This window comes from Verrucosispora sp. WMMD1129 (genome assembly GCF_029581255.1).
In the GTDB taxonomy this organism is placed as follows: domain Bacteria; phylum Actinomycetota; class Actinomycetes; order Mycobacteriales; family Micromonosporaceae; genus Micromonospora; species Micromonospora sediminimaris.
This window is the reverse complement of the sequence record NZ_CP120741.1, coordinates 5,218,446-5,243,813: the sequence shown is the minus strand read 5'-3', so window position 1 is coordinate 5,243,813 and position 25,368 is coordinate 5,218,446. Positions and strand designations below refer to the sequence as shown.

Genomic DNA, 25,368 nt, shown 5'->3' with positions numbered 1-25,368 from the left:
CGGCCAGGGTGGGGTGGGTGGGGTTACAGGACGATGGAGACCATGCGGGTGGGGATGACGATGACCTTGCGGGGTTGGGTGCCGGCCAGGGTGGTGGCGACGGCTTCCAGGGCCGCCTGCCGTACGTCGGCCTCGGTGGCGTCGGCGGGGACCTCGACCCGGGCCCGGACCTTGCCGTTGACCTGCACCGGGTAGGTGACCGTCTCGGCGACCAGCAGGGCCGGGTCGGCGACCGGGAAGTCCGCGTACGTCAGCGAGGTGGAGTGGCCCAGCCGCTGCCACAGCTCCTCGGCGATGTGCGGGGCGAACGGCGCGACCATCAGCACCAGCGGCTCGGCCACCTCGCGCGGGGTACGCGACAGGCGGGTCACCCCGTTGGTCAGCTCGATCAGCTTGGCGATCGCGGTGTTGAACCGGATCTGCTCCATGTCGCCCCGGACACCGTCGATGACCTTGTGCAGCAGCCGCCGGGTCTGCTCGTCGGCCGGGTCGTCGGTGACCCGGGACTCGCCGGTCCGCTCGTCGACGATGGCCCGCCAGACCCGTTGCAGGAACCGGTACGAGCCGACCACCGCCCGGGTCTCCCACGGGCGGGACACCTCCAGCGGCCCCATCGACATCTCGTAGACCCGGAACGTGTCCGCGCCGTAGGCGGCACACATCTCGTCCGGGGTGACCACGTTCTTCAGGGACTTGCCCATCTTGCCGTACTCGCGGTTGACCTGGACGTCGCCCAGGAAGTAGCCGCCGTCGCGCTCGGCGACCTCCTCCGCCGGCACGTACGCGCCCCGGGCGTCGGTGTACGCGTACGCCTGGATGTAGCCCTGGTTGAACAGCTTGCGGAACGGCTCGAACGACGACACGTGGCCCAGGTCGTACAGCACCTTGTGCCAGAACCGGGCGTACAGCAGGTGCAGCACGGCGTGTTCGGCGCCGCCCACGTACAGGTCGACCCCGCCGCAGTCGCCCTCGCCACGCGGACCCATCCAGTACCGCTCGTTGTCCGCGTCGACGAACCGGTCACCGTTCGTCGGGTCCAGGTAGCGCAGCTCGTACCAGCAGGAGCCGGCCCACTGCGGCATCACGTTGGTCTCCCGGGTGTAGCGCTTCGGGCCGTCACCCAGGTCCAGCTCGACCTCGACCCAGTCGCGGCGGCGCGACAGCGGCGTCTCCGGGTCGCTCGCCGCGTCCTGCGGGTCGAAGGTGCGCGGGGAGAAGTCGTCCACCTCGGGCAGCTCGACCGGCAGCATCTCCTCCGGCAGGGCGATGGCGGCGCCGTCGGCGTCGTACACGATCGGGAACGGCTCGCCCCAGTAGCGCTGCCGGCTGAACAGCCAGTCGCGCAGCCGGTAGGTCACCGCGCCCTGACCGTGGCCGGTCTCCTCCAGCCAGGCGATGATCCGGGCCTTGGCGTCGGCCACACCCAGGCCGTTCAGGTCCAGGCCGCGCTCGGGTGCGGCGCTGTTGATCGCCGGGCCGTCCCCGGTGTACGCCTTGCCGTCGAAGCCCTCCGGCGGCTGCACGGTACGCACGATCGGCAGCTCGAAGACCTCGGCGAAGTCCCAGTCCCGCTCGTCCTGGGCGGGCACCGCCATGATCGCGCCGGTGCCGTAGCCGGCCAGCACGTAGTCGGCGATGAAGATCGGGACCTGTCCGCCGGTGACCGGGTTGGTGGCGTACGCCCCGGTGAAGACGCCGGTCTTCTCCTTGGTGTCGGCCTGCCGCTCGACGTCGGTCTTGGCCGCCGCCGCCTTGCGGTACGCCTCGACGGCGGCCCGGGGGCTGGCGTGCCCGCCGGTCCACGCGTCCCGGGTCCCCTCCGGCCAGGCGCCCGGCACCAGCGCGTCGACCAGCTCGTGCTCGGGCGCCAGCACCATGTAGGTGGCCCCGAAGACGGTGTCCGGCCGGGTCGTGAACACCCGGATCGGGGCGGTGGCCGTCGGGAAGTCGATGTGGGCGCCGGTGGAGCGGCCGATCCAGTTGCGCTGCATCAGCTTGATCGGCTCGGGCCAGTCCAGCTTGTCCAGGTCGTCCAGCAGCCGGTCACCGTACGCGGTGATCCGCATCATCCACTGCTTCAGGTTGCGCTTGAAGACCGGGAAGTTGCCCCGCTCGGAGCGACCGTCGGCGGTGACCTCCTCGTTGGCCAGCACCGTGCCCAGGCCCGGGCACCAGTTCACCGGCGCCTGCGACACGTACGCCAGGCGGTGGTCGTCGACGATGGCGCTCCGCTCGACGGCCGACAGCTCGGCCCACGGCCGGCCGTCCGGGGTGCGCCGCACGCCCCCGGCGAACTCGGCGATCAGCTCGCTGATCGGCCGGGCCCGGCCGGCCTCACGGTCGTACCAGGAATTGAAGATCTGCAGGAAGATCCACTGGGTCCAGCGGTAGAAGTCGGTGTCGATGGTGGCCACCGAACGTCGCTGGTCGTGGGCCAGGCCCAGCCGGCGCAGCTGCGCCCGGTAGCGCTCGATGTTGGCCTCGGTGGTGGTCCGGGGGTGGGTACCGGTCTGCACCGCGTACTGCTCGGCGGGCAACCCGAACGCGTCGAAACCCATCGCGTGCAGCACGTTGCGGCCGGCCATCCGCTGGTACCTGGCGAAACAGTCGGTGCCGATGTAGCCCAGCGGATGCCCGACGTGCAGCCCGGCCCCGGACGGGTACGGAAACATGTCCAGCACGTACAGCTTCTCCGCACCTGATCGCGGGTGGGCCGGGTCGGCCAGCGGACCGGACGGGTTCGGCGCGTGGAAGGCACCCTCCCGCTCCCACCGGTCCTGCCAGCGGCTTTCGATCTCGTCGGCCAGCGCTGCGGTGTACCGGAACGGTGGGACGTCTGCCTCGGTCATGGCCTTCTCCTCGCGTCGCTCGGCGGAGTCTGTCGGAGTGCTGGCTGGTCTCGGGTCTGCCACACCGGCCCGTCGCGGGCCGGCAGCGGGCACGAAAAAGCCCCTCACGCAGGAGGGGCCGCCGTGCTGTCGCGCGTTCAGCGCATCAGCACGGCCCGGTAAGAAGCAGGAAGACTCCGGCCATGACCGGCAGTGTACCGCGCGTGGTGTGTCGCCGCCGCCCACCACCCCTCAGATCTGGTCCCGGGCCGGCTCGTCTCCGCCCTCGCCGGCCCGGCCACCGAGTTCGTCGTAGCGGGTGATCGGTGCCAGCGGCGCCCCGGACCGGTAGGCGGCCCGCGCCAGGGTGTAGCCGCCGATCGGTGCGGTGAACAGTTGCAGCCCGACGGCGGCCAGGACCACCACGGCGGTACGCCAGCCAGGGATCAGCAGCAGCACGCCGAGCAGCACGCAACTCACCCCCAGGCTGGCCGCCTTGGCCACGGAGTTCATCCGGTGATAGACGTCCGGCAGGCGGATCAGGCCGACCGCGCTGGTCGCGATCAGCGCGGTGCCGAGCAGCAACAACGTCGACGCCGCCACGGTGCGGATCATCGCTGCCGCCGGTGCACCAGCCGGGCCATCGCCACCGTCGCCAGGAAACTCACAAGCGTGCCGGTCAGCACCAGGTCGAGCAGATCGGGGGCATGCAGCCGGGCGGCGAGCACCGCCAGGGCCGCCAGGAAGACGAAGAAGCCGAGATCCAGGGCGGCTGCCCGGTCGGCGTCGGTCGGACCGACCACCAGCCGGACGATCACCACCGCCATCGAGCCGGCGAGGACCACGAGTACCGAGTCGAGCAGGATCATCGTCACCTCCGGGTCACCTCCGACTGGCCGGCGTCCGGGCCGTCCGGGTGGGCGGCCGGGCGCAGGGCGGCCAGCAACCGCCACTCCAGTTCGGTCACCGCCCGCCGGAACGCCACCGGGTCGGCGGCGTACATGCCGTGCACCCACAGCGCGGCGGTTGGTTCGCGGTGCACGCCCAGGGTCAGCGTGCCCGGAGTCAGGCTCACCGCCAGCGCCACCGCGGCCACCTCGGTGTCGGTGGTCGCCCGCAGCGGCACCCGCACCACCGCCGGCGCCAGCCGGGAACCCGGCGTCAGAATCTCCCAGGCCACGGCGAGGTTCGCCTGGACCAGCCGGACCGCGAAATAGCCGGCGAACCGCAGGAGTCGTCGAGCCCGCACCACCGTGCGGCGCGGGACCGGCATAGCGCCGGTGCTCATCGGCCGGTCACCGCCCGTACGTAGCCCGCCGGGTCACGCAGCCCGGCCGCCGCCGTGTCGGCGAGCATCAGCAGCGGTGCCGCCGCCAGCCCGGCTGCCAGGGAGAGGCCGGCCAGCACCAGGGGCGGGCCGACCAGGGTCGGGCCGATCCGCTTCGCCACGCTCGACGAGGCCGGCGGGTCCCCGGTGAACAGCGCGCTCCAGACCTTCAGCATGGACAGCAGGGTGACCAGACTTACCAGCACCGCGACCGTCATGGCCAGCCAGGCGCCGGCCTCCGCGGTGGCCCGCAGCAGCAGAAACTTCGCCAGGAACCCGGAGAACGGCGGCAGGCCGGCCAGCGACAGCGCCGCCCCGGCGTAGGCCAGGGCGAGCGCCGGACGTTGCCCGGCAAGACCGCCGGAACCGTCGAGCCGGTCGGTGCCGCGCCCGGCGCGTATCGCTGCGGCGCACAGGAACAACGCCGCCTTGACCACGATGTACTGGGCCAGGTAGTACACCGCCGCAGCAAGCGCGGCGGCGGTGAACAGGGCCAGGCCGAGCAGTACGTAGCCGAGCTGGCTGACCATGTGGAACGTCAGGATCCGCCGCATCGAGTTCTCACCCACGGCCCCGAACACGCCGACCACCATCGACACGAGCGCCACCGCGCCGAGCAGCCAGCGGTATCCAGGATCGCCGCCGTACACCACCGCGTAGATCCGGATCACCGCGTAGAGACCGACCTTGGTCAGCAGCCCGGAGAAGAGCGCCACCACCACCGGCGAGGCCACCGGATAGGTGCGGGGCAGCCAGTCGTGCAGCGGCACCAGCGCACTCTTGACGCCGAGGGCGAGCAGCACCACGCCGCCGGCGACCGCGACGGTCGGTTGGTCGCGTGCCGCGCCGGCCAGGTCGCCCAGCCCGACCACTCCGGTGGTGCCGTAGACCAGACCCACCCCGGCCAGCAGCAGGGTGGACCCGAGCAGGTTGGTGGCCACGTACACCCGTCCCGCGCCGCCGCGCCCGGCCCCGCCGGCCAGGCTCAGCAGCACGTACGAGGGCACCAGCATCACCTCGATGAGCACGAAGAGGTTGAACAGATCGGTGGTGAGGAACGCGCCGCCGGACCCGGCCGCGAGCACCAGCACCAGCGGCAGGAAGTACGGGCGACTGTCGTCTCCGGAGCCGACGGCGGCGACGAGACAGCAGAGCACCACCAGCGCCGTCACCGTGACCAGCAGGGCGCTGAACACGTCTGCCGCCAGGCTGATGGCGATCGGACCGGGCCAGCCACCGACGCGCAGCACGGCCAACGCGCCCCCACCGGTCCACGCCAGCAGCACCAGCCCGGTCGCCAGCACCACAGTCATGGTCGTGAACGCGCCGACCCGATGCAGCCTGGTGCGGCCCGGCAGGGCGAGCAGCACCCCGGCGACGAGCAGCGGCCCGACCACCGGGATCAGCAGCAGACCGCTCACCGGCGCCGCCCCGTGCCGTGCCCGCCCTCTCCGCCGTCACCTTCGGAATCGGCGTCGGCGTCGCCACCGGTCGGATCTGCGGCGGGCCCACCGGCACCGCGTCGCAGCAGGCCGAGCAGATGGATGGTGATTCCGAAGCTGATCACGATGGCGGTCAGCACGAACGCCTGCGGCAACGGATCGGCGGTGTCGGGACCGACCTCCTCCAGCGCCGCGGTCCGCCGGGCCAGCCCACCGGCGGCGAGCAGCACCACGTTGACGGCGTGGCCGAGCAGCACGAAGCCCAGCACCACGCGCAGCAGGCCCGGCCGCAGCAGCAGGAACACCCCCGCGGCCACCAGGACGCCGACCACGAACGCGGCGCTCACCGGGCACCTCCGGTCTCCGGCTGGCCGGTCGGCAGGTCGGTCGGAGTAGCCGGCGGTACGCCGAGGCGGCGCACCGCGGCCACCACCAGCGCCAGGACCATCAGGTAGATCCCGAGGTCGAACAGCAGCGACGTGGACAGCGACGGCAACGGATCCGGTGTGCCCAGAGCGAGCGGCGCGAGCAGCGACCGACCTGCGGCGAGCGGCACCAGCGCGGCGACCGTCGCGGTCAGCAGCCCGGCCGCCACCAGCGGCGCCGACCTGAGCCGACTCAGCAGTGGTGCGCCGCCGGGGTGCGCCAACTGGCCGAGCCCGACGGCGGTGCCCGCCAGCAGCGCCCCGATGAAGCCGCCGCCGGTCTCCTCGTGTCCGCGTAGGAACAGCACCGCCGAGGCGAGCAGCATCACCGGTGCGAGCACCCGGTAGGCGAGGCCGAGCACGAGGTCGTCGCCGGCCGGCCCGGTGCTGGCCGGCTCGACCGGGCGACCGGCGGCGAGCCGGACCAGCCCGAGTGCCACCACCGCGAGCACCACCGCCTCGCCGAGGGTGTCCAGGGCCCGGAAGTCCACCAGGATGGTGTTGACGACGTTGGCGCCGCCGGTCAACGCCTCCGCCCGGTCGAGGTACCACAGGCCAGGGCCGGACACCCGGTCGCGGCCGGTCAGCACGGCCGTACCGGCGGCGGCCGCGACCCCGGTGGCGGCCGCGAGCAGGGCCGCGCCCACGACCGGCAAGCGTCGTCCGACGGGCGCGAGCCGAGGCGGCTGCTGCCGCAGAGCCAGCATGACGACCACCGCGGTCAGCACCTCCACCAGCATCAGGGTCAACGCCACATCCGGTGCGCCGACGGTCAGGAACCACGCCGACAGCAGCAGCCCCACCACTCCGGTGAGGCCGATCGCCGCCAGCGCGGAGCGCGCCACCAGCAGCCCGGCGAGCGCCGTCACGAGCATCCCCAGCAGCAGCCAGTCACCGGGCCGGGCCGGGTCGCCATCACCCAGACCGGCCGGGACGTCGGTCAACGTCACCGCCGCGACCGTGGCCAGGGCCACCGTCGCCAGCAACGGCCGGGCCAGGTACGGTGCCGGCCCCGGCGCGTGCGCGGTCCGGGCGACGAACGAGCCCGCATGCAGCAGCGTCTGCCGGGCGCGCTCGAACAACTCGGCGAACGGCGGGATGGTGGGTACGGACCGAAGCCACCGGTCCACCCGGACCCGGCCGAGAAACATCAGCACGCCCAGCAGCACGGTGAGCACGCTCAGCCCCAACGCCGGGGTGAGGCCGTGCCAGAAGGCCAGATAGGGCGGCGTACCTTCCGGGCGGGCATCGTCCGCGGCCCGCTCCACGAGCGGGCTCAGCACGGCCACCGTCGGGCCGAGCACGGTCGCCGCCACCGCGGCCACCGCGGCCGGGGCGAGAAACGCCCAGGACGGCTCGCGCAGCTGGCGCTGCCGGGTCGGTCCCTCCACCATCCCGTGCACCAGGCGGGCCGCGTACGCGAAGGTGAGCACCGAGGCGAGCACCCCGAGCCCGGCCGCGCACCAGCCCAACCACCCTCCCCCGTAGGCCCCGCCGAGGGCCTCGAAGATCGCCTCCTTCCCGACGAAGCCGATGGTCGGCGGCAGGCCGGCCATCGACATCGCCGCCAGCGCGGTGAGCCACACCGTCGCCGGCATCACCCGGTGCAGCCCCGCCAGTTCCCGCACGTCGCGGCTGCCCGCCTGGTGGTCGATGATGCCGACCAGCATGAACAGGGTCGCCTTGAACAGCGCGTGGGCGACGGTGTAGAGGATCGCCGCCGCGTCGGCGTCCGGGGTGCCGACGCCGATCACCCCGACCAGCAGGCCGAGCTGACTGACCGTGGAGTACGCCAGCAGCGCCTTCAGGTCGTACTGGCGCAGCGCGAGCAGCGCGCCGAGGATCGCGGTGAGCAGGCCGACGGCGATCAGGGTGCCGTTCCACGCCCAGGAGCCGCCGAACACCGCCGAGAAGCGCATCAGCAGGTAGATGCCGGCCTTCACCATCGTCGCCGCGTGCAGGTACGCGCTCACCGGCGTGATCGCCACCATCGCGCCGGGCAGCCAGAAATGGAACGGCAGCTGCGCGGACTTGGTGAACGCCGCAACGATGATCAGCGTCCCCACCACCCAGGCCGGTACGCCGCTCAGTCGCTCCGGCTCGGCCACGATGGTGTCCAGGCTGGTGGTGCCGAGGTGGACCGCCAGCAGCACGATCGCGGTCAGCAGCGCGAGACCGCCGGCGACGGTGACCAGCAGCGCCTGCACGGCCGGTCCGGTGGCCGCCGGCCGACCGCCCTGCCCGATCAGGACGAACGACAGGATCGAGGTGAGTTCCCAGAAGACGAAGAGCACCAGCAGGTCGTCGGCGAGGACCAGGCCCAGCATCGCGGCGGCGAAGAGGGTCATCGTCACGTACACCCGCTGCTGCTCGGCCTCGCTGCCGTCGAGGTAGCGGGGGCAGTAGGCCATGATGAGCGCGCCCACGCCGAGCGCCAGCAGCGCGAAGACCAAACCCAGCGCGTCCATCCGCAACGCGGCGTGGACCGCCAGCCCGGGCAGCCACCGCCAGGCCACGGTGACTTCCCGGTCGTCGAGGATCACCGGCAACCGGGTGAGCAGCAGCGCCGCCGCGACGAGATAGCCGGCGGCCAGCGGATAGCCGGCGTCACGGCCGAAGCGCCGCACCAGCAGCGGTACGCAGACCGCCAGGCCGACCTGCCAGGCGAGCGTGGCGGCGAGGATCACCTCGTCATGTCCTCCTGTCCGGCAGGCGGATTCGGGCCCGCTTACCCGGCAGAACCGATGACATGCGCTGTGTGAATGACAAATCACTGCGTAAGCGCTCAAACACCTGCGGCGGTCGGCGTTGACGACAAACATGGTTAGCCTGAGAGGCCAGTGAGATTGCCGCGGCACATGAGGCTCACACGTCGCGAACGAAACGGCGGGGCCAGGTGCTCTTGTAGAGAGCTGCCGTGACGGCGACGAGGAGGAGGCCCGTGACACAACAGACCTGGGACGACGTTGGCGGTCTGCTGCCGTACGACGAGTTCCGCGCCGCCAGTGACGCGATCGTTACCAACATCGAACAGGTCATCGAGGGCAAGACCGCGACCGTGCGGCTCGCGCTGGCCGTCCTGCTCGCCGAGGGTCACCTGCTCATCGAGGACGTGCCCGGCGTCGGCAAGACCAAACTGGCCAAGGCCCTGGCCCGGTCGATCGACTGTTCGGTACGCCGCATCCAGTTCACGCCCGACCTGCTGCCCAGCGACGTCACCGGGGTCAGCGTCTACAACCAGGAGACCCACGACTTCGAGTTCCGGCCGGGTGCCGTCTTCGCGAACCTGGTCGTCGGCGACGAGATCAACCGGGCTTCGCCGAAGACCCAGTCCGCGCTGCTGGAGTGCATGGAGGAACGGCAGGTCACCGTCGACGGGGTGACCTACCAGTTGCAGACGCCGTTCATGGTGATCGCCACCCAGAACCCGATCGAGATGGAGGGCACCTACCCGCTGCCGGAGGCGCAGCGCGACCGGTTCACCGCCCGCATCGCGATGGGGTACCCGGACCCGACCGCCGAGCTGGCCATGCTCGACGGACACGGTGCGGTCGACCCGCTGTCCGGGCTGCGGCCGGTCTCCGACGCCGACACCGTACGCCGGCTGATCGGTCACGTCCGGCAGGTGCACGTCGCCGACGCGGTCAAGCAGTACGCGGTCGACCTGGTCACCGCCACCCGCGAGTCACCCGACCTGCGGCTGGGCGCCTCCCCCCGGTGCACCCTGCAACTGCTGCGCACCGCCCGCGCGGTGGCCGCCCTCGACGGGCGGGACTACGTCCTGCCCGACGACCTCCAGGTGCTCGCCGTGCCGGTGCTGGCGCACCGGATCATCCCCACGGCCGACGCCCAGCTCGCCCGGCGTACCACCGACGCGATCGTCGCCGACCTGGTGCACCGGCTGCCGCTGCCGCACGACCGCAAGCGCTCGCCCTACGACACCCGGCCACCGAGCGGTAACGGCCGGGCCCCCTTCGAGCCGCGGAGGCCGTGACGTGCGTGACGGGCTGCGCGGGCTGACCACCCGCGGCCGCTCCTTCCTGGCCGCGGCGGTGGCGGCGGCCATCTCCGCCGGCATCCTCGGCGAGAAGGACCTGCTGCGGGTGGCCGTGCTGCTGGCCGTCCTGCCGCTGCTCGCCGCGCTGTACGTCGGCCGCAGCCGTTACAAGCTCGCCTGCCACCGGTCGCTGGAGCCGCACCGGGTGCCGGTCGGCGCGACCGCCCGGGTGGTGCTGCGCCTGCAGAACATGTCCCGGCTGCCCACCGGCACCCTGCTGCTGGAGGACCGGCTTCCGTACGCCCTCGGCAGCCGCCCCCGGGTGGTGCTGGAACGTCTCGGCGCGCACCAGGCCAGCTCCGTGGCCTACACGGTGCGCGCCGACGTGCGCGGCCGGTACGAGGTGGGGCCGCTGGTGGTCCGGATGACCGACCCCTTCGGCCTCTGCGAACTCAGCCGCGCCTTCCCCGGTACCGACCGGCTCACCGTCGTTCCGCAGGTGGTCCCACTGCCGTCGGTGCGGCTGCCCGGCGAGTACGCCGGCAGCGGTGAGAGTCGGGCCCGCTCGGTGGCGGTGCACGGCGAGGACGATGCGGCCACCCGGGAGTACCGGCGCGGCGACGACCTGCGCCGGGTGCACTGGAAGTCGACCGCGCGCACCGGCGAGCTGATGGTGCGCCGGGAGGAGCAGCCCTGGGAGAGCCGGGCGACGGTGCTGCTGGACACCCGCGCTTACGGACATCAGGGCGACGGTCCGACCGCGAGCTTCGAGTGGGCGGTCTCGGCCGCCGCCAGCATCGCGGTGCACCTGCGGCAGGCCGGGTACAAGCTGCGCCTGGTCACCGGCTCGGGCGCGGACGTCGACGCCACCGAGGGCGCCGGCGACGGCCTGCTGCTCGACCAGCTCGCGGAGGTCCGGCTCGATCAGCGGGTCGAGATCACCACTCTGGTGCAGCACGTACGGCAACGCGCCGACGGCGGGCTGATCATCGGGCTGTTCGGGTCGCTGAGCACCGCCGAGGCGGAGCTGTTGGCCGGGTTGCGCGCCAACGGCGCCACCTGTGTCTGCTTCCTGTTGGACAGCTCCGCCTGGTTGAACCTGCCGACGCCCGCGCGGGCCGAGGCCGATCAGGCACACGACACCGCGGCGCTGGCGCTGCTGCATTCCGGCTGGCGGGTGATCGGCGTCGATCACGGCGGCCGGCTGGCGGCGCTCTGGCCACAGGCGGGGCGGGGCTCGCAGGGGTTCGCGCTGCGCGCGGCGATGGCCGAGACCGTGGCCGGTGGCGTGCGATGAACGGAAGGTCCCCCTCATGATCGCCCATCGGAATCTGGGCCTGGTGGCCGCCGGCGCGACCTTGCTCGCGGCAGCGCCACTGTCGGCCATCTTCGATCGCTGGACGTGGCTGGTCCAGGCGGTCATCGCGGTGGCCGCGGTGGCGGCCGCGGCGTCGCTGGCCCGGCTCGGCCGGACCCCGCTGTGGGTGCAGATCCTGGCCATGGTCGGCGGTCTCACCCTGGCCCTGACCTGGCTGTTCCCCAGCGGCTCCGAACTGCTCGCGGTGCTGCCCACCCCGGCCACCTTCGGGCACTTCGCCGAGTTGCTCGGCAACTCGGTCGAGGACATGCGCTCCCACGGCGTGAAGGTTCCGGACACCGACCCGCTGCTGTTCATCACCGTGCTCGGCATCGGCGGAGTGGCGGTGCTGGTGGACGTGCTCTGCGTCGGGCTGCGCCGCCCCGCTCTGGCCGGGCTGCCCATGCTTGCCATCTACTCGGTGCCGGTCGCGGTCTACGTGGACAGCGTCCCGCCGGTGCCGTTCGCGATCGGCGCCGCCGGTTTCCTGTGGCTGCTGGTCACCGACAACGTGGACCGGGTCCGTCGGTTCGGCCGGCGGTTCACCGGAGACGGCCGCGACGTCGATGTCTGGGAGTCGTCCCCGCTGGCCGCCGCCGGCCGGCGACTCGCGGTGGTGGGCCTCGCACTCGCCGTACTGGTTCCGTTGGCCGTGCCGGGAATGACCGCCGGCTTGATGACCACGCTCAACTCCGGCCCCGGCTCCGGCATCGGTCCCGGGTTCGGTGGCTCCCCGGGCCGGGTCGACCTCTTCGCCGCGCTCAGTGGCCAGCTCAACCAGTCCCAGGTGACCGACCTGGTGACGGTCACCACCACCGAGGAGGAGCCGTTCTATCTGCGCTTCGGGGTCGCCGACGACCTGCGTACCGACGGCTTCCGGGTGCGCGGGCCCAACGGTAGGCGGGTCACCGGCGACCTGCCCGATCCCTCCGGGCGTTCGGCGCCGGGCATCCAGCGCACCCGGCAACGGGCCACCGTGCAGGTGAGCCGCGAGCTGAACATGCCGCTGTTGCCGGTCTACGCCGAGCCGGTCAGCTTCGCCGAGCTGGGCAACAACTGGTTCTACGACCCGAACCTGCAGGTCGTCTTCTCCAACCGGGAGAACTCCCGGGGCAAGGAGTACTCCTTCGACTACGTGCGCTCGTCGTACAGTCCGCAGGCGCTGCGGCGGGCTCAGCCGCTGCCGGCGGACCTGCCGCTGCGCCGGCAGCAGACCGTGACGCCGGACGTGCCGGAGGTCCGGGCCCTGGTGGAGGACCTGATCCGGGGCGCGCGCACCGAGTACGACAAGGTGCGAGCCATCTACAACTACTTCTCCGAGGACAACGGCTTCAGCTACCGGCTCAGCACCGAGCAGGGCAGCAGCGGCGAGGCGATTCTCGACTTCCTGGAGAACAAGGTCGGCTACTGCCAGCAGTACGCCGCAGCGCTGGCCTGGATGGTCCGCGACGCGGGCATCCCGGCCCGGGTCGCCTTCGGGTTCACCAACGGCAGCCGTCGCAGCGACGACACCCTCACCCTGACCAACCGCAATCTGCACGCCTGGACCGAGGTCTACTTCGACCAGATCGGCTGGGTGCCGTTCGACGCCACCCCGGCCTACGGCGTGCCGGGCTCGACCCGCTCGGCGTGGGCGCCGGACGTGGACGCCCCGGAGGAGAGCACGCCGCAGGGCGGCAGCGCGGACACGCCCGAGGAGACGGATCCTTCGGCCGAGGCGGAGCAGGGACCGAACCAGTTCGAGGAGGGCGAGGACCCGGGTGCGGCGGTCGGATCCGACACTCCCGCCGCGCAGACGCCAGTCTGGCCGTGGCTGGTCGCCGCCAGCGTCCTGACGCTGCTGGTCCTGCTCGCCGTGCCCGCACTGCGCCGACTCGCGCTGCGCCGCCGTCGGGGCCGGCCGGCACCGGCGGTGCGGGCGGTCGACGCGCCGGACGCGGACCCGTCGGCGACCGGTCAACCGGTCGTGGTGGTCGCCACCGATCCGGACCGGGCACGGGCCGACGCGCACGCCGCCTGGGACGAGCTGATCGACACGCTTGTCGACTACCGGGTCGGGGTGGATCGGACGGAAACCCCCCGCGCCACGGCGGAGCGGGTGGCCCGGGAGCGCCTGGCCGCGCAGACCGACGCCGGCTCGGCGGTACGTCTGCTCGGACGTGCGGAGGAGCGGGCTCGTTACGCCCGGGACCCGTTGACCGGCGAACCGTTGCCGGCGGCCCTACGGACGGTGCGCGACGCGCTGGCCGGGCAGGCCGACCGGCGGACCCGGCTGGTGGCGACCATGCTGCCGCCGTCGGTGTTGTCCCGGTGGCGCACCGCGATCGCGGATAACTCGTCACGACTGGTCAACTCGGCCGGGCAGGTGCGCCGGAGGCTGCTGCGGTTCAGTCCACGTCGGCTGATCGCCAGCCGCGCGGGGCGCTGAACGCGACCCGCCCCACCATCCTCACCGTCTGCCGGCGACACCCTCGTGGGTCGCCGGCAGACGCGCCTCTACCGGCAACCGGCCGGGTGACAGCCATCAGCGGCAGGAGGGCAACGCGAAGCCCCACCCGGCGCCCTGGCCGTTTGCGCGCCACTCACCCCGGGCGGTCGGCCCGGGGTGACGTGCTTCCTCGTCTACGGTGGAACGGGGTCAGCGGTGCCCCTCCGGGCGCTGCCGCCACCGGTCCTCCATCCGGTCGAGGAAACCCGACCTCCGGCCGGCACGGCCTCGGGGCCGGCGACGACTCGCCGTGCCCCCGACGACGTGCAGGTCGGGTGACTGCGCCCGACGGTGCGACTGCACCGCGAACGCGGCCGAGGCCAACATGACAACGAATCCCGCCACTGCCAGCGGCGGAGTCTTGATCACCGCGCCATAGACCAGCAACGCCAGGCCAGCGATGATCAGGCCGGCAGCGACGAGCAGGCGACGCCGCGCGTGGAAGCGCGGATCGCTGGCGCGCACCGCCGAGGCGAACTTGGGGTCCTCGGCAAGCGACCGCTCGATCTGCTCGAACAGCCGCTGCTCGTGCTCCGAGAGCGGCACGGCACTCCTCCCCGGTCACGTTGGTCGGTCCGGTCGGACCGACAGACCGTGGCAGCCAACCGGCTGCTTACCCGCAAGTCTACGAGGGCCCTCGCGCGTCGGAAAGCGGGACGACCTACGGCCGGGTCGGATTTTCATTTCGTCGGGGATAGCGCCCGGTGAGAAGACTGGCCGGTCCTATGACGGACCGCCCGAAACGGGCAGCCGCCGCGTCGGCCGCCACCTCCGCCTCCCGCCAGCCCCGCTCCGGCTGGCCGAGGGCGAGTTGCTGCGGCGTCTGGTCCGCCGCGGTCAATCCTTCCGCCCGGACACCGAGCAGGCGAATCCGCTCACCTGGATCCAGCGCGGTGTAGAGCGCCCAGGACGTGTCGAACATCTCCCGAGCCACGTCGGTGGGCACGTCCAGGGTGCGTGCCCGGCTCACCGTGCGGAAGTCGGCGGTCCGCACCTTGAGCGAGACCGTCCGCCCCACCTGCCCGCTGGCTCGTAACCGGGCGCCGACCTTCTCGGCCAGGGCCAGCAGCGTACGACGGATCTCGGCCGGATCGTCGACATCCACGTCGAAGGTGACCTCCGCGCCGATCGACTTCTCGGCCTGCTCCGGGCTGACCCGGCGCGGGTCACGGCCCCAGGACAGCTCGTGCAGGTGCGCGGCGGCCGCCTCGCCGAGCGCGGTCCGCAGCATGCCCAGCGGCGCCTGCGCGAGGTCGCCGACGGTACGCAGACCGAGTCGCAGCAGGGCCTGCTCGGAACGCTCCCCCACCCCCCACAGCGCGGCGACCGGTAGCGGGTGGAGGAACTCGAGCACCCGGTCGGCCGGCACCACGAGCAGACCGTCGGGCTTCGCCCGGGTCGAGCCGAGCTTGGCCACGAACTTGCTCGGCGCGACCCCGACCGAGCAGGTCAGCCCCTGCTCCTCGGCGACCCGCTCGCGGATGCGACGGGCGATCGTCGCCGGCCTACCGAACAGTCGCCGGGCACCTGCGACGTCGAGGAAGGCCTCGTCCAGCGAGAGCGGCTCGACCAGCGGCGTGACGTCACGGAAGATCTGCATGACCGCCCGCGATGCCGCCGAGTAGCTGGCGAAGTCGGGGGCGAGAAAGACCGCGTGCGGGCAGAGGGCACGGGCCCGCATCGTGGGCATGGCGCTGCGAACGCCGTACCGTCGGGCCTCGTAGCTGGCCGAACTGACCACGCCGCGGGGACCGACCCCGCCGACCACGACGGCCCGGCCGCGCAGCTCGGGGCGGTGACGGACCTCCACCGAGGCGTAGAAGGCGTCCATGTCGACGTGCAGGATCGGGCACCCGGCGTCGTCGGCGCCGGGCCCGAACCGGGGATCACCGCCCCGGGGTAGCGACTGGCTGCGGCCCACCCGCGCAGGTTAGCCCGCGGGAGTGACATTCCGGCCGGTCAGCCCCGCACCACCAGCAGCGGAATGGTCATCTCGGCTGCGGTGTCCGCGCCGTGGAAGGCCACCAACCGGGACACCATCGGCGGCTCCGACCGACTGGCCAGCACGGCGTACGTGTCGTTGCAGACCACCACCACATCGCCGATCCGGTCCAGGTGGTCGGTGGCCACCGGCCCGAACCGGCCACTGGCCACCGCCTCCTCGCGGGTCAGCACCCGGGCGGCGGTGCCGAGCACGGCCGACCAGGCCGCCACCACGTCGGCGGTGGCCCCCGGCGTGACATGCAGGTAGCGCACCCGGGGCTCGCCCGCCACCACCCGCACCCCGTCGGTCAACCGGGGATCGGTGTCCAGGTCGAACCGGTCCCCGGCGGGAATGTCGAGCTGCCCGTGATCGGCGGTGACCAGCAGCGCCGCGTCGGGCGGCAACCCGTCCAGCAACCGGGCCAGCAACCCGTCCAACTCGGTCACCGCCACCCGCCACGGCAACGAGTCGACGCCGCTGAGGTGACCGTGGCGGTCGACGTCCGGGTGGTAGGCGGAGACGAGAGTCGGACCGGGTCCGGCGGTCAGCGCCGCCAGCGTGGTGGCGGCCACCGCGTCGACCCCGGCCGCGCCCCGGTAGTCACCGCCCCGGTTCGCGGCCAGGGTCAGGCCGGTACCGCCGAACTCCGGCCGGCTCACCACGGTCACCGCCACACCCGCCGCCCGCGCCCGTTCCAACTGGGTGGGGACCGGTTGCCAGCGCAGCGGGTCGGGATCGCCGTCGCGCCACTCGATGTGGTTGAGCACGCGCTCGGTGCCCGGAACGCACACGGTGAAGCCGAGCACCCCGTGCGCACCGGGCGCCACACCGGTGCCCAGGGTGACCAGGCTGGTCGGGGTGGTGGAGGGAAAACCGGAGGTGAGCGGTCGGCCGGCCGCGGCGGTCAGCCCGGTGAGCGTCGGCGCGTACGGCGCGGCGGTCGGGATCTGGTACCAGCCGAGGCCGTCGACAAGCAGCACCGCGATCCGGCGTACCTCCGGCAGTTCGGCGGCGAGGCCGAGCGGGTCCGTGGCGCCGGGGACACCGAGCACGGCCAGCGCGCTGGGCAGCACGTCTGCGAGGCTCCCACCGCCGTATCCCGGCGCGACGACCTCCAGCGGTCGGGCCCGACCGATCAGGCCGGTCATGCCGGGCGGCGGGCGAACAGGTGCAGCTGGGCCGCGACGTCCCGCCAGGGTGGTTGCGCGGCCAGCGTCCGCTCCAACTCGACCAGGGCAGCGGCCTGACCGTCCGCCACCGCCGCGGGCAGCAGGTCGGCCAGGACGCGTACGCCGTGGATCTCCTCGACGGTGAGCCCGGCGGCGGCCAGCAGCGCGGCGGCGCTCTCGACGTCGAAGCGGCGGCGCAGGGTGTCCCGGGCGCCGGCCGCGCCGGTCGGATCGGCGGCCAGGATCGCGGCCACGTCGAGGTGCCCGTTCATCGCCCGGCCGAGCACCGCGGCGGCCCGCCCGGCGACCAGCACGCTCGCCGCGCCGCCCGGTCGCAGCACGCCGACCAGCGCGGACACCACGGGCGCCGGGTCGTCGACGACCTCCAACACGGCGTGGCAGAGCACCAGGTCCACGCTTGCCGGCTCGATCAGGCCGGCCAACGCGTCAGCGTCGCCCTGCACCGCGCGTACCCGCCCGGCGACCCCGGCCTCCGCGGCGCGGCGGCTGAGCGCGGCGAGCGCGTCGGGACTGGCGTCGACCACTGTCACCCGGTGGCCGGCCCGGGCCAGCGGCACCGCGAAGCCGCCGGTGCCACCGCCCACGTCCAGCACGGTCAGCTCGGCGGCCGGCCGGCGGTCCAGCTCGGCGCGCAGCACCGACCAGACCACGGCGGTACGGGGGGTGAGCGGCGGCCCAGCCGGGCCTGGGGTCTGTTCCACCCGGTCGAGCCTAGTCAGCCGGGAACAGATCGCCAGGGGGGCACCTGCGGCTGTCAACGGAAGTCACGGGAGGTGGGGCGGACCGGTGCTTCGATCGGGTCCAGCCGGTCGGCGACCAGGTTGACCACCCCCTCGTGCCGCTGTAGCCGGCCCCGCACCACCAACGCCGTGCTGGTGCGGGCCACCCGTCGATGCCGCTGCCACAGGCCGGGCGAGCAGGTGACGTTGAGCATGCCGGTCTCGTCCTCCAGGTTGAGGAAGGTGACCCCACCGGCGGTCGCCGGCCGCTGCCGGTGGGTGACGATCCCGCCGACCCGGATCCGCCGTCCCGGCTCCACCCGGCCCAACCTGTCGATCGGCACCGCGCCCACGGCGTCCAGCTGCGGCCGGATGAACCGGGCCGGATGGTTCTCCGGCGACAACCCGGTGGCCCAGACGTCGGCGACCAGCCGGTCCACCTCCTCCATCCCGGGCAGCACGGGCGCCGCCGTACCGGTCACCGTGCCGGGCAGCCGACCGGGCCGCTCCTGGGCCGCCGCGCCGGCCGCCCAGAGCGCCTGCCGCCGGGTCAGGCCGAAACAGGCGAAGGCGTCCGCGGTGGCCAGCGCCTCCAACTGCGCGGCGGTCAGACCCACCCGCCGGGCCAGCTCCGGCATGTCGCGGTACGGGCCGTTCGCCGCCCGCTCGGCCTCGATCCGCTCGGCCACCCCGTCGCCGAGGGTACGCACGCTGGACAGCCCGAGCCGGACCGCCGGGCCGCCCAGCCCCCAGGCGTGCGGCGGTTCCCCCGCCCGGCTGCCCCAGCGGGTGTCCGGGGTGGATTCCAGTACCGGCTTCGCGTCGCTGGCGTTGACGTCCGGTCGGCGTACCTCCACGCCGTGCCGGCGGGCGTCGTCGACCAGGGTCTGCGGCGAGTAGAAGCCCATCGGCTGGGCGCTCAGCAGCGCGGCCAGGAACGGACCGGGGTGATAGCGCTTCAGCCAGGAGCTGGCGTAGACCAGGTAGGCGAAGCTCATCGCGTGGCTCTCCGGGAAGCCGTAGCTGGCGAACGCGGTGAGCTTGCGGTAGACGTCGTCGGCCAGTTCGCCGGTGATGCCGCGCTCCGCCATGCCCCGGTAGAGCCGGTCGGCGATCTGCTCCATCCGCTGCACCGACCGTTTGGCGCCCATCGCCCGGCGCAACTGGTCGGCCTCGGCCGCGTCGAAGCCGGCCAGGTCGATGGCGAGCTGCATCAGCTGCTCCTGGAACAACGGCACGCCGAGGGTCTTCTCCAGCGCGTTGCGCATCAGCGGATGCGCGAAGGTCACCGGCTCCTGGCCGTTCTTGCGCCGGATGTACGGGTGCACCGAGCCGCCCTGGATCGGCCCGGGCCGGATCAGCGCCACCTCGACCACCAGGTCGTAGAACTCGCGGGGCCGCAGCCGGGGCAGGGTGGCCATCTGGGCCCGGCTCTCCACCTGGAACACCCCTACCGAGTCAGCGCGGCAGAGCATGTCGTAGACCTCGGGGTCGTCAAGCGTCATGTCGCCGAGATCCAGGCTCATCCCGATCATGTCGTAGCCGTAGTGCAACGCCGACAGCATGCCGAGGCCGAGCAGGTCGAACTTGACCAGGCCGACGGCGGCGCAGTCGTCCTTGTCCCACTGGAGCACGCTGCGGCCGGGCATCCGCCCCCACTCCACCGGGCAGACCTCGATCACCGGCCGGTCGCAGATCACCATGCCGCCGGAGTGGATGCCCAGGTGCCGGGGGAACGTCTGGAGCTCGTTGGCGTACGCGACCACCTGCTCGGGGATCTCCGGCACGTCCACCGTGGCCACGTCGCCCCAGCGGTCGATCTGCTTGCTCCACGCGTCCTGCTGGCCGGGTGGGAAGCCGAACGCCTTGGCCACGTCCCGCACCGCCGAGCGGGGCCGGTAGGAGATCACGTTGGCCACCTGGGCGGTGTGCTCCCGGCCGTAGCGGGCGTAGACGTGCTGGATGACCTCCTCCCGGCGGTCTGACTCGATGTCCACGTCGATGTCGGGCGGCCCGTCGCGCTCGGGTGCCAGGAAGCGTTCGAACAGCAGCCGATGCCGGACCGCGTCCACGTTTGTGATCCGCAGCGCGTAGCAGACCGCCGAGTTCGCCGCCGAACCCCGACCCTGGCAGTAGATGTCCGCCCGCCGGCAGAAGTCGACGATGTCGTACACCACCAGGAAGTAGCCGGGGAAGCCCAACTCTTCGATCATGTTCAGCTCGTGGTCGAGTTGCGCGTACGCCTGCGGGTGTGCCGCGCGCGGGCCGTAGCGCTCCCGCGCGCCCTGCTCGGTGAGGTGGCGCAGCCAACTCATCTCGTTGTGCCCCGGCGGCACCGGGTACGCCGGCAGCTGCGGTGCGACGAGCTGGAGATCGAAGGCCAGCTCGGCGCCGAACTCGGCAGCCCGGGCCACCGCACCCGGGTACGCGGCGAACCGGGCCGCCATCTCGGCGCCGTCGCGCAGATGGGCGGTGCCTGCCGCGGGCAGCCAGCCGTCGATCTCGTCCAGGCTGCGCCGGGCCCGGACGGCCGCGAGGGTGGTGGCCAGTCGACGCCGCCCCGGAGTCGCGTAGTGCACGTTGTTCGTGGCCACCGTGGGCAGGCCGGCGGCGGCCGCCAGCTCGGCCAGGGCGTCGTTGCGGTCGCCGTCGATCGGATGCCCGTGGTCGGTCAACTCCACCGCCACCGTCTCCGCGCCGAACAGCGCGGTGAGCCGGTCCAGCTCGCGGGCCGCCGCGTCGACTCCCTCGGTGAGCAGGGCGGCCGGCACGTGCCCCTTGCGGCAGCCGGTGAGCACCAGCACGTGGTCGCGCAGGTCGGCGGCGATCTCCTCCAGCTCGCCGTAGACCGGGCGGCCCTTCTCACCGCCGCGTAGCTGGGCGCGGGCGATGGTCGCGGCCAGCCGGGCGTACCCCTCGTGGCCGTGGGCCAGCAGCAGCAGGTGGTGGCCGTGCGGATCGGGTACGCCGTTCTGCGGGCCGGGCAGGCCGAGGGACAGCTCCGCTCCGAAGATCGTCGGCAGACCCAGCGCGCGGGCCGCCTCGGCGAACCGCACCACACCGTAGAAACCGTCGTGGTCGGTGACGGCGAGCGCGGTGAGCCCCAACCGGACGGCCTCCTCGGCCAGTTCCTCGGGGTGGCTGGCACCGTCGAGGAAGCTGAAGTTGGTGTGCGCGTGCAGTTCGGCGTACGGCGGCACGTCGTCGGGCCGGGTCAGCTCCGGCGGCCGGTAGTGCTCCCGCCGTCGGCTCCAGGCCGGCGAGTCGCCCCCGTCGGCGTCGACCGCCAGCGGATCCACCACGTGCAGGTGCCGCCCCGCACCGTCGCCCTTCCCGCCCCCGCCGCTGCCCTTTCCGCCGCCGCTGCCCTGCCCGCCGCCGCCCGGCCGCCCGGAGAGCACCCGCTCCAACTCCGACCACGGCAACCGGGGGTTGTGGAAACTCACCGCCGCCACCTCGCCGTCGCGCAGGACGCCGCATCTCGTGCCCTCGACCGGCCCGGATGCCCCGGCATACCGCAACTGGTGAAGCCCGCCGGTCCGGGTGCCCCGTCAGTCATAGATCGCCTCCACGAGCCACCGGCCGGACTCGACGGCGAGCAGCAGGGCGGTGCCGTCGGCGAGGCGGACCTGGAACCGGGCTCGACGGCGGGCCTCGGCCGGGGCCCACCACCGCTCGTCGACCGGCCACGGACCGGCCCAACCGACGATCTCGACCCACCCGACCGTGCCACCACGGAGGGCAGCGGCCGAAGAGGGGGTGGCCGAAGGGGCGGAACCCGGGGCGGGAGTGGGGCCGGCGAGCTGCGGCGGCATCGTGCCGATGCTCAGTCGGGCCGGTGGGGCGCTCACCGCCAGCCGGGCGCTCACCACGACCGGCGCGCCGGTGGCGTCGAGCACGCTGGCGGCGAGCGGGCTGGGCAGCACCACGGCCGGCGAGGGCGGCGGTAGTCGCCCCGGCCAGGGCGGTACCGCCGGCCCGGAACCCACCCGCCGTCCACCGGGACGGGCCGGGAGTCGTTCGTCGCCCCAGGGCACCAGCCGGGTCTGGTCGGCCGGGGACCGCCCGCCACCGAGCACCGCGGTGACCACCGCCTCGGGACCGAGCAGGCCCTGCACCCGGCTCAGCGCACGGTGTGCCCGCTCGCGTTCCGCGCCGGTCTCCCCCCACAGCCCGGGTTGCAGGCCGGCCTGGGCCAGCACCCCGTCCGGCAGCAGCCGCAGCCGGACGATCCCGGCAGTGGGACGGGCCGGCCGGTCACCGCCGCGACGGGCACCGGAGAGCCAGCCGTCCAGTTGCCAGCGGACCCGGTCGGCGATCGCCGCCGCGGTGAGCAGCCCGTCGTGCCGCCAGACCCGGTGCAGTTCCTGGCCGTGCGCGGTTACCGCCTCGATGCCCAGGCGGGTGCAGGCCAGTCCGTGTCCGGCGAGCCGTTCGTGCAGCTGCTCGGCCAGTGTCCGGGCCGCGAAGGCCGCCACGTCGACCCGGTCGATCGGCTCGTCCAGGTCGGCGGTGACCGTCAGGTCGACCGGTGGGCGCCGCGCCGCGAGCGGCCGGTCGTCCCGTCCGGCGGCCAGCCGATGGGCCAGCGCCCCGTCGAAGCCGAACCGGGCCAGCACGTCACCAGCGGGCAGCGCGGCGAAGTCGCCGAGCGTACGCACCCCCAGACGGCGCAGCAGGTCGGCCAGGGCGGGGCGGCCGAGCGCCTCGACGGGCTGACCGGCCAGGAATTCCGGTGTCCCGCCGGGCGGCACGATCCGCCCCTCACGGGCGGCCAGGCCGGCGGCGAAGACCCCGGCGGCGACACCGACCTGGCTCTCCACCGCGCAGCTGAGGGCGACGTGCTCGACGATTCGCTCGGCGGCCGCCTCCTCACCACCCAGATAGCGGCTCGGCCCCCGGGCGGCCAACGCGCAGGCCCCCGGGCGGATCACCTCGACCCCGACCGCCACCTCCTCGACAGCGGCCACCACCGGCTCGAACGCCCGGGCGTCCCGCCCCGGATCGTGGTCGACGACGGTGAGCCCGGGGCAGCGTCCCTGTGCCTCCCGCCGACGCAACCCTCGGCGTACCCCCTCGGCGCGGGCTCGCTCGGAACAGGCGATCACCCGGTTGGCGTGCAGCACCGCGACCGACCCGGTGGCGGGCACCCCGTCGACGATCTCGGCGGCGAGTACCGGCCAGTCCGGGCACCACAGCAGCAGTGTCCGGACCGGTTCATCCACGGCCCGCCACCACCCGCAGACGCGTGGCACCCGACCGAGCGGCGGCGGCCGGGCCGGGGACGACCCGGGCCAGCTCGTCACCGGGCAACCAGACCTTGGCCTCCCGGGGTCGGGCGGCGGCGCCCCGCCCGCGAGCCGAGATGGTCACCTCCCGGCGACGCAACCGCCCCCGCCCCGACCCGAGCCCCTGCCAGATCCCACGGACCACCTGGAGCGTCACGTCCGCGCCGTCCCACCGGCCGTACGGCACCAGCACGCTGCCGCGTTGCCGGGCCCGTGCGGCCAACCGGTCGGCGACGGAGGCGGAGACGGTGGACGGGACCGCGGTGACCACCACGTCGACCCCGTCGATGAGCGCGGCGACGACGGTGGGCCACTCCGGACCGGGCTGCGGCACCAGGGCGAGCCGGTCCAGGACGAGGCCGGCCTCGGCTGCCGCCCCGGCCCCGAAGGTCGGCATCCCGACCACGGCGCACCAGGATCCGGCGCGGGACGCCTCGGCGAGCAGCGCGAGCAACAACGAGGTGGTGCCGCTGGATCGGGTCTGCCCGCCACCGACCGCGATGGTGCTGCCGCGCCGCAGCCCCCGGTTGGGCAGCAACCCGGTCAACTCGGGCCGCACGGGCAGTACCCGGTGCCCACCCGCCGGGTCGGGTGCGCTGGCCGGGCGGACCAGCCCGGCCAGCGCGGCGGAACCGACCACCATGCGGCCCGCCATCGGACCTCCCCCGTCATCGCCACGGACATCCGGCCCGTGGATGGTGCTGTCGTGGATCAGAAGAACGTGTGTGTGGCGGGGCGGCGTCCGGCCACCCTAGGGTCCCGCCAACGGTGGCCGGACGCCGCGGCTCAGGCGGCGAGACCGTCGATCGCCGGCTGGTGCGCCAGGCCGAGTGCCGCCTCCACCACCGTCACGAACTCCTCGGCGGCGCGGAGCAGGTCATCGGCCTCCCGGGCGGTCACCACCCGGGGAATACCGGCCTCGGCGGCGGCTCGTTTGCCGGCGCCGAGGGCGAAGTAGCCGGCCCACTCGTCGAGCTCGGGGGCGACACTGGCGAGCAGGACCCAGACGCTGGTGATCCGGTGGCGTCGGGTGGGCGCGGGACGGGCGCGGGCGGCGAGCACCGCCGCGGCGGCACGCAGGGCTGCGAGATGTGCGGCGGCATACCGGAGGCCATCGGGGCCGGTCCGGGCCGCCTCGGCGAGCCCCTGCCGGGCCACCGCGAGCAACTGGACGGGAGTACGGTGCGGCAGCACGTTCGCGGGCACCGTCGGCGCCTGAGCCGGACTGGTCGGCATGGTCTCCTCCAGATGAGCCGGGGCGGGCAGGCGCGCGACGGAGTGGAGCCGTCGACGCGGCAACCCGCGACGGTCGGTGCGGAGGAAGACGCACCAGGTGGGTGGCCGGCCGGGTGCGGAGCTTCCCCACACCACACCCGGCCGGCGTACCGGCGGGTCCGTCGTCCGCCGCCCGGGGGTCGTTGGGCGGCGGACGACGGCCTGCCTGACGGGCCCGGACTCGCGACTGCCCGGAGCCCAGGTGCGGTCCGCGGCACCGCACCTGTCGGAAGCCGGTGCCGCGAAACACCCGCCCCCGAGAGGGGTTGGAACGAACGTTCGAGGCAATCGAACACTCGTTCTAACTGCTGCTGACAGTACACCCTCCCACCGACGAAAACGCAACGTGTGACGCGCCAACAACATCGCTCGGATCGGCAGCGTCGCGCAGGACGCCGCGACTCGCGGCTTCACCGGCACCGGATACCGCGAGATGCGGCAACCCGGGGACGATCTGGTGATCGCTGCGCGCCGACTCCCGGGGTGACGTGGCCGGTGGCGCGGGCGGTCCGCGTACCGGGAAGAATGGCGGCATGCAGTCACACCCGAACGTCCGGGCGGTGCAGGACGCGCTCGATGCCGCGAACGCCCGGAACGGCTCCGACGCGCCCGCCACGGTCCGCCTGCTGCCCGACGCCGTACACACCGCCGCCGCGGCTGCCGAGGCGCTCGGCGTCGACGTCGGCGCCATCGCCAACTCGCTCGTCTTCGACGCCGACGGGGCCCCGCTGCTGGTGCTCACCTCCGGCGCGCACCGGGTGGACACCACCGCGCTGGCCACCCGGCTCGCCGTCACCCGGCTGCGCCGGGCCACCCCGCAGTTCGTCAAGGAACACACCGGGCAGGTGATCGGCGGGGTCGCCCCGGTGGGCCACCCGCAGCCGCTGCGCACGCTCGTCGACACCGCCCTGGACAAGTACGACGAGATCTGGGCCGCCGGCGGCGTACCGCAGGCGGTCTTCCCCACCACGTACGCCGAACTGCTCCGGGTCACCGGCGGGACCCCGACCGACGTGGCGTGAACGAGCGAAGCGAGCGAACCATCAGG

Annotated in this window: 19 protein-coding genes; 4 read left to right on the top strand and 15 right to left on the bottom strand. The window is 73.4% G+C overall.

Going from position 1 to position 25,368, the window contains the following annotated elements; all coding sequences use genetic code 11:
- Positions 1 to 23: 23 nt before the first annotated feature.
- The 7 genes from leuS to mbhE form a co-directional block, all read right to left on the bottom strand.
- Positions 24 to 2,849, bottom strand: a complete 2,826-nt coding sequence (gene leuS, locus O7624_RS24500) for a leucine--tRNA ligase (protein ID WP_282237419.1) — start codon at positions 2,847 to 2,849, stop codon at positions 24 to 26.
- A gap of 231 nt (positions 2,850 to 3,080) precedes the next feature.
- Positions 3,081 to 3,443 (bottom strand): monovalent cation/H(+) antiporter subunit G, encoded by a 363-nt coding sequence (mnhG, locus tag O7624_RS24495; RefSeq protein ID WP_282237418.1) that lies wholly within the window; start codon positions 3,441 to 3,443, stop codon positions 3,081 to 3,083.
- Positions 3,440 to 3,697, bottom strand: coding sequence for a monovalent cation/H+ antiporter complex subunit F (locus O7624_RS24490; RefSeq protein WP_093401161.1), 258 nt, complete (start codon positions 3,695 to 3,697; stop codon positions 3,440 to 3,442). The genes mnhG and O7624_RS24490 overlap by 4 nt, the downstream gene beginning before the upstream one ends.
- A 2-nt stretch (positions 3,698 to 3,699) precedes the next feature.
- On the bottom strand, positions 3,700 to 4,116 hold the full coding sequence (locus tag O7624_RS24485) for a Na+/H+ antiporter subunit E (RefSeq protein WP_282237417.1): 417 nt from the start codon (positions 4,114 to 4,116) through the stop codon (positions 3,700 to 3,702).
- Positions 4,113 to 5,576, bottom strand: coding sequence for a proton-conducting transporter membrane subunit (locus tag O7624_RS24480; RefSeq protein WP_282237416.1), 1,464 nt, complete (start codon positions 5,574 to 5,576; stop codon positions 4,113 to 4,115). Before O7624_RS24480 ends, O7624_RS24485 begins: the two co-directional genes overlap by 4 nt.
- Positions 5,573 to 5,944 (bottom strand): sodium:proton antiporter, encoded by a 372-nt coding sequence (locus tag O7624_RS24475; protein WP_093401164.1) that lies wholly within the window; start codon positions 5,942 to 5,944, stop codon positions 5,573 to 5,575. The genes O7624_RS24480 and O7624_RS24475 overlap by 4 nt, the downstream gene beginning before the upstream one ends.
- A complete protein-coding gene (gene mbhE, locus O7624_RS24470) occupies positions 5,941 to 8,709 on the bottom strand; it encodes a hydrogen gas-evolving membrane-bound hydrogenase subunit E (RefSeq protein WP_282237415.1) in 2,769 nt (922 codons plus the stop codon). Before mbhE ends, O7624_RS24475 begins: the two co-directional genes overlap by 4 nt.
- Positions 8,710 to 8,963: 254 nt before the next feature.
- On the opposite strand from mbhE, the gene O7624_RS24465 reads away from it, so the two are divergent.
- From O7624_RS24465 to O7624_RS24455, 3 genes are read left to right on the top strand one after another with little or no spacing between them, the layout of a single operon-like run.
- On the top strand, positions 8,964 to 10,016 hold the full coding sequence (locus O7624_RS24465) for a MoxR family ATPase (RefSeq protein ID WP_093401166.1): 1,053 nt from the start codon (positions 8,964 to 8,966) through the stop codon (positions 10,014 to 10,016).
- Position 10,017: 1 nt separating this feature from the next.
- A complete protein-coding gene (locus tag O7624_RS24460; protein WP_282237414.1) occupies positions 10,018 to 11,316 on the top strand; it encodes a DUF58 domain-containing protein in 1,299 nt (432 codons plus the stop codon).
- Positions 11,317 to 11,332: 16 nt separating this feature from the next.
- A complete protein-coding gene (locus O7624_RS24455) occupies positions 11,333 to 13,804 on the top strand; it encodes a DUF3488 and transglutaminase-like domain-containing protein (protein WP_282237413.1) in 2,472 nt (823 codons plus the stop codon).
- 210 nt (positions 13,805 to 14,014) lie between these two features.
- Here O7624_RS24455 and O7624_RS24450 read toward each other — a convergent pair whose 3' ends face one another.
- The 8 genes from O7624_RS24450 to O7624_RS24415 all read right to left on the bottom strand — a co-directional run bounded on the left by O7624_RS24450 (position 14,015) and on the right by O7624_RS24415 (position 24,281).
- On the bottom strand, positions 14,015 to 14,410 hold the full coding sequence (locus tag O7624_RS24450) for a DUF3040 domain-containing protein (protein WP_093401169.1): 396 nt from the start codon (positions 14,408 to 14,410) through the stop codon (positions 14,015 to 14,017).
- Positions 14,411 to 14,525: 115 nt separating this feature from the next.
- A complete protein-coding gene (locus O7624_RS24445) occupies positions 14,526 to 15,785 on the bottom strand; it encodes a DNA polymerase IV (RefSeq protein ID WP_282237412.1) in 1,260 nt (419 codons plus the stop codon).
- 38 nt (positions 15,786 to 15,823) lie between these two features.
- A complete protein-coding gene (locus O7624_RS24440; protein WP_282237411.1) occupies positions 15,824 to 16,996 on the bottom strand; it encodes a nucleotide pyrophosphatase/phosphodiesterase family protein in 1,173 nt (390 codons plus the stop codon).
- Positions 16,993 to 17,757 carry a methyltransferase domain-containing protein gene (locus tag O7624_RS24435; protein ID WP_282240745.1) on the bottom strand — a complete coding sequence of 255 codons (765 nt, stop codon included), beginning with the start codon at positions 17,755 to 17,757 and terminating at the stop codon, positions 16,993 to 16,995. The genes O7624_RS24440 and O7624_RS24435 overlap by 4 nt, the downstream gene beginning before the upstream one ends.
- A gap of 35 nt (positions 17,758 to 17,792) precedes the next feature.
- Positions 17,793 to 21,203, bottom strand: a complete 3,411-nt coding sequence (locus O7624_RS24430) for an error-prone DNA polymerase (protein WP_282237410.1) — start codon at positions 21,201 to 21,203, stop codon at positions 17,793 to 17,795.
- Between the two features lie 105 nt (positions 21,204 to 21,308).
- Positions 21,309 to 22,982, bottom strand: a complete 1,674-nt coding sequence (locus tag O7624_RS24425; RefSeq protein ID WP_282237409.1) for a DNA polymerase Y family protein — start codon at positions 22,980 to 22,982, stop codon at positions 21,309 to 21,311.
- Positions 22,975 to 23,700, bottom strand: coding sequence for a hypothetical protein (locus O7624_RS24420; protein ID WP_282237408.1), 726 nt, complete (start codon positions 23,698 to 23,700; stop codon positions 22,975 to 22,977). The genes O7624_RS24425 and O7624_RS24420 overlap by 8 nt, the downstream gene beginning before the upstream one ends.
- Before the next feature lie 131 nt (positions 23,701 to 23,831).
- Complete coding sequence (locus O7624_RS24415; RefSeq protein WP_093401173.1) at positions 23,832 to 24,281, bottom strand: SAV_6107 family HEPN domain-containing protein; 450 nt, start codon at positions 24,279 to 24,281, stop codon at positions 23,832 to 23,834.
- Positions 24,282 to 24,853: 572 nt separating this feature from the next.
- Here O7624_RS24415 and O7624_RS24410 point away from each other — a divergent pair.
- Positions 24,854 to 25,342 (top strand): YbaK/EbsC family protein, encoded by a 489-nt coding sequence (locus tag O7624_RS24410; protein WP_093401558.1) that lies wholly within the window; start codon positions 24,854 to 24,856, stop codon positions 25,340 to 25,342.
- Positions 25,343 to 25,368: the final 26 nt, after the last annotated feature.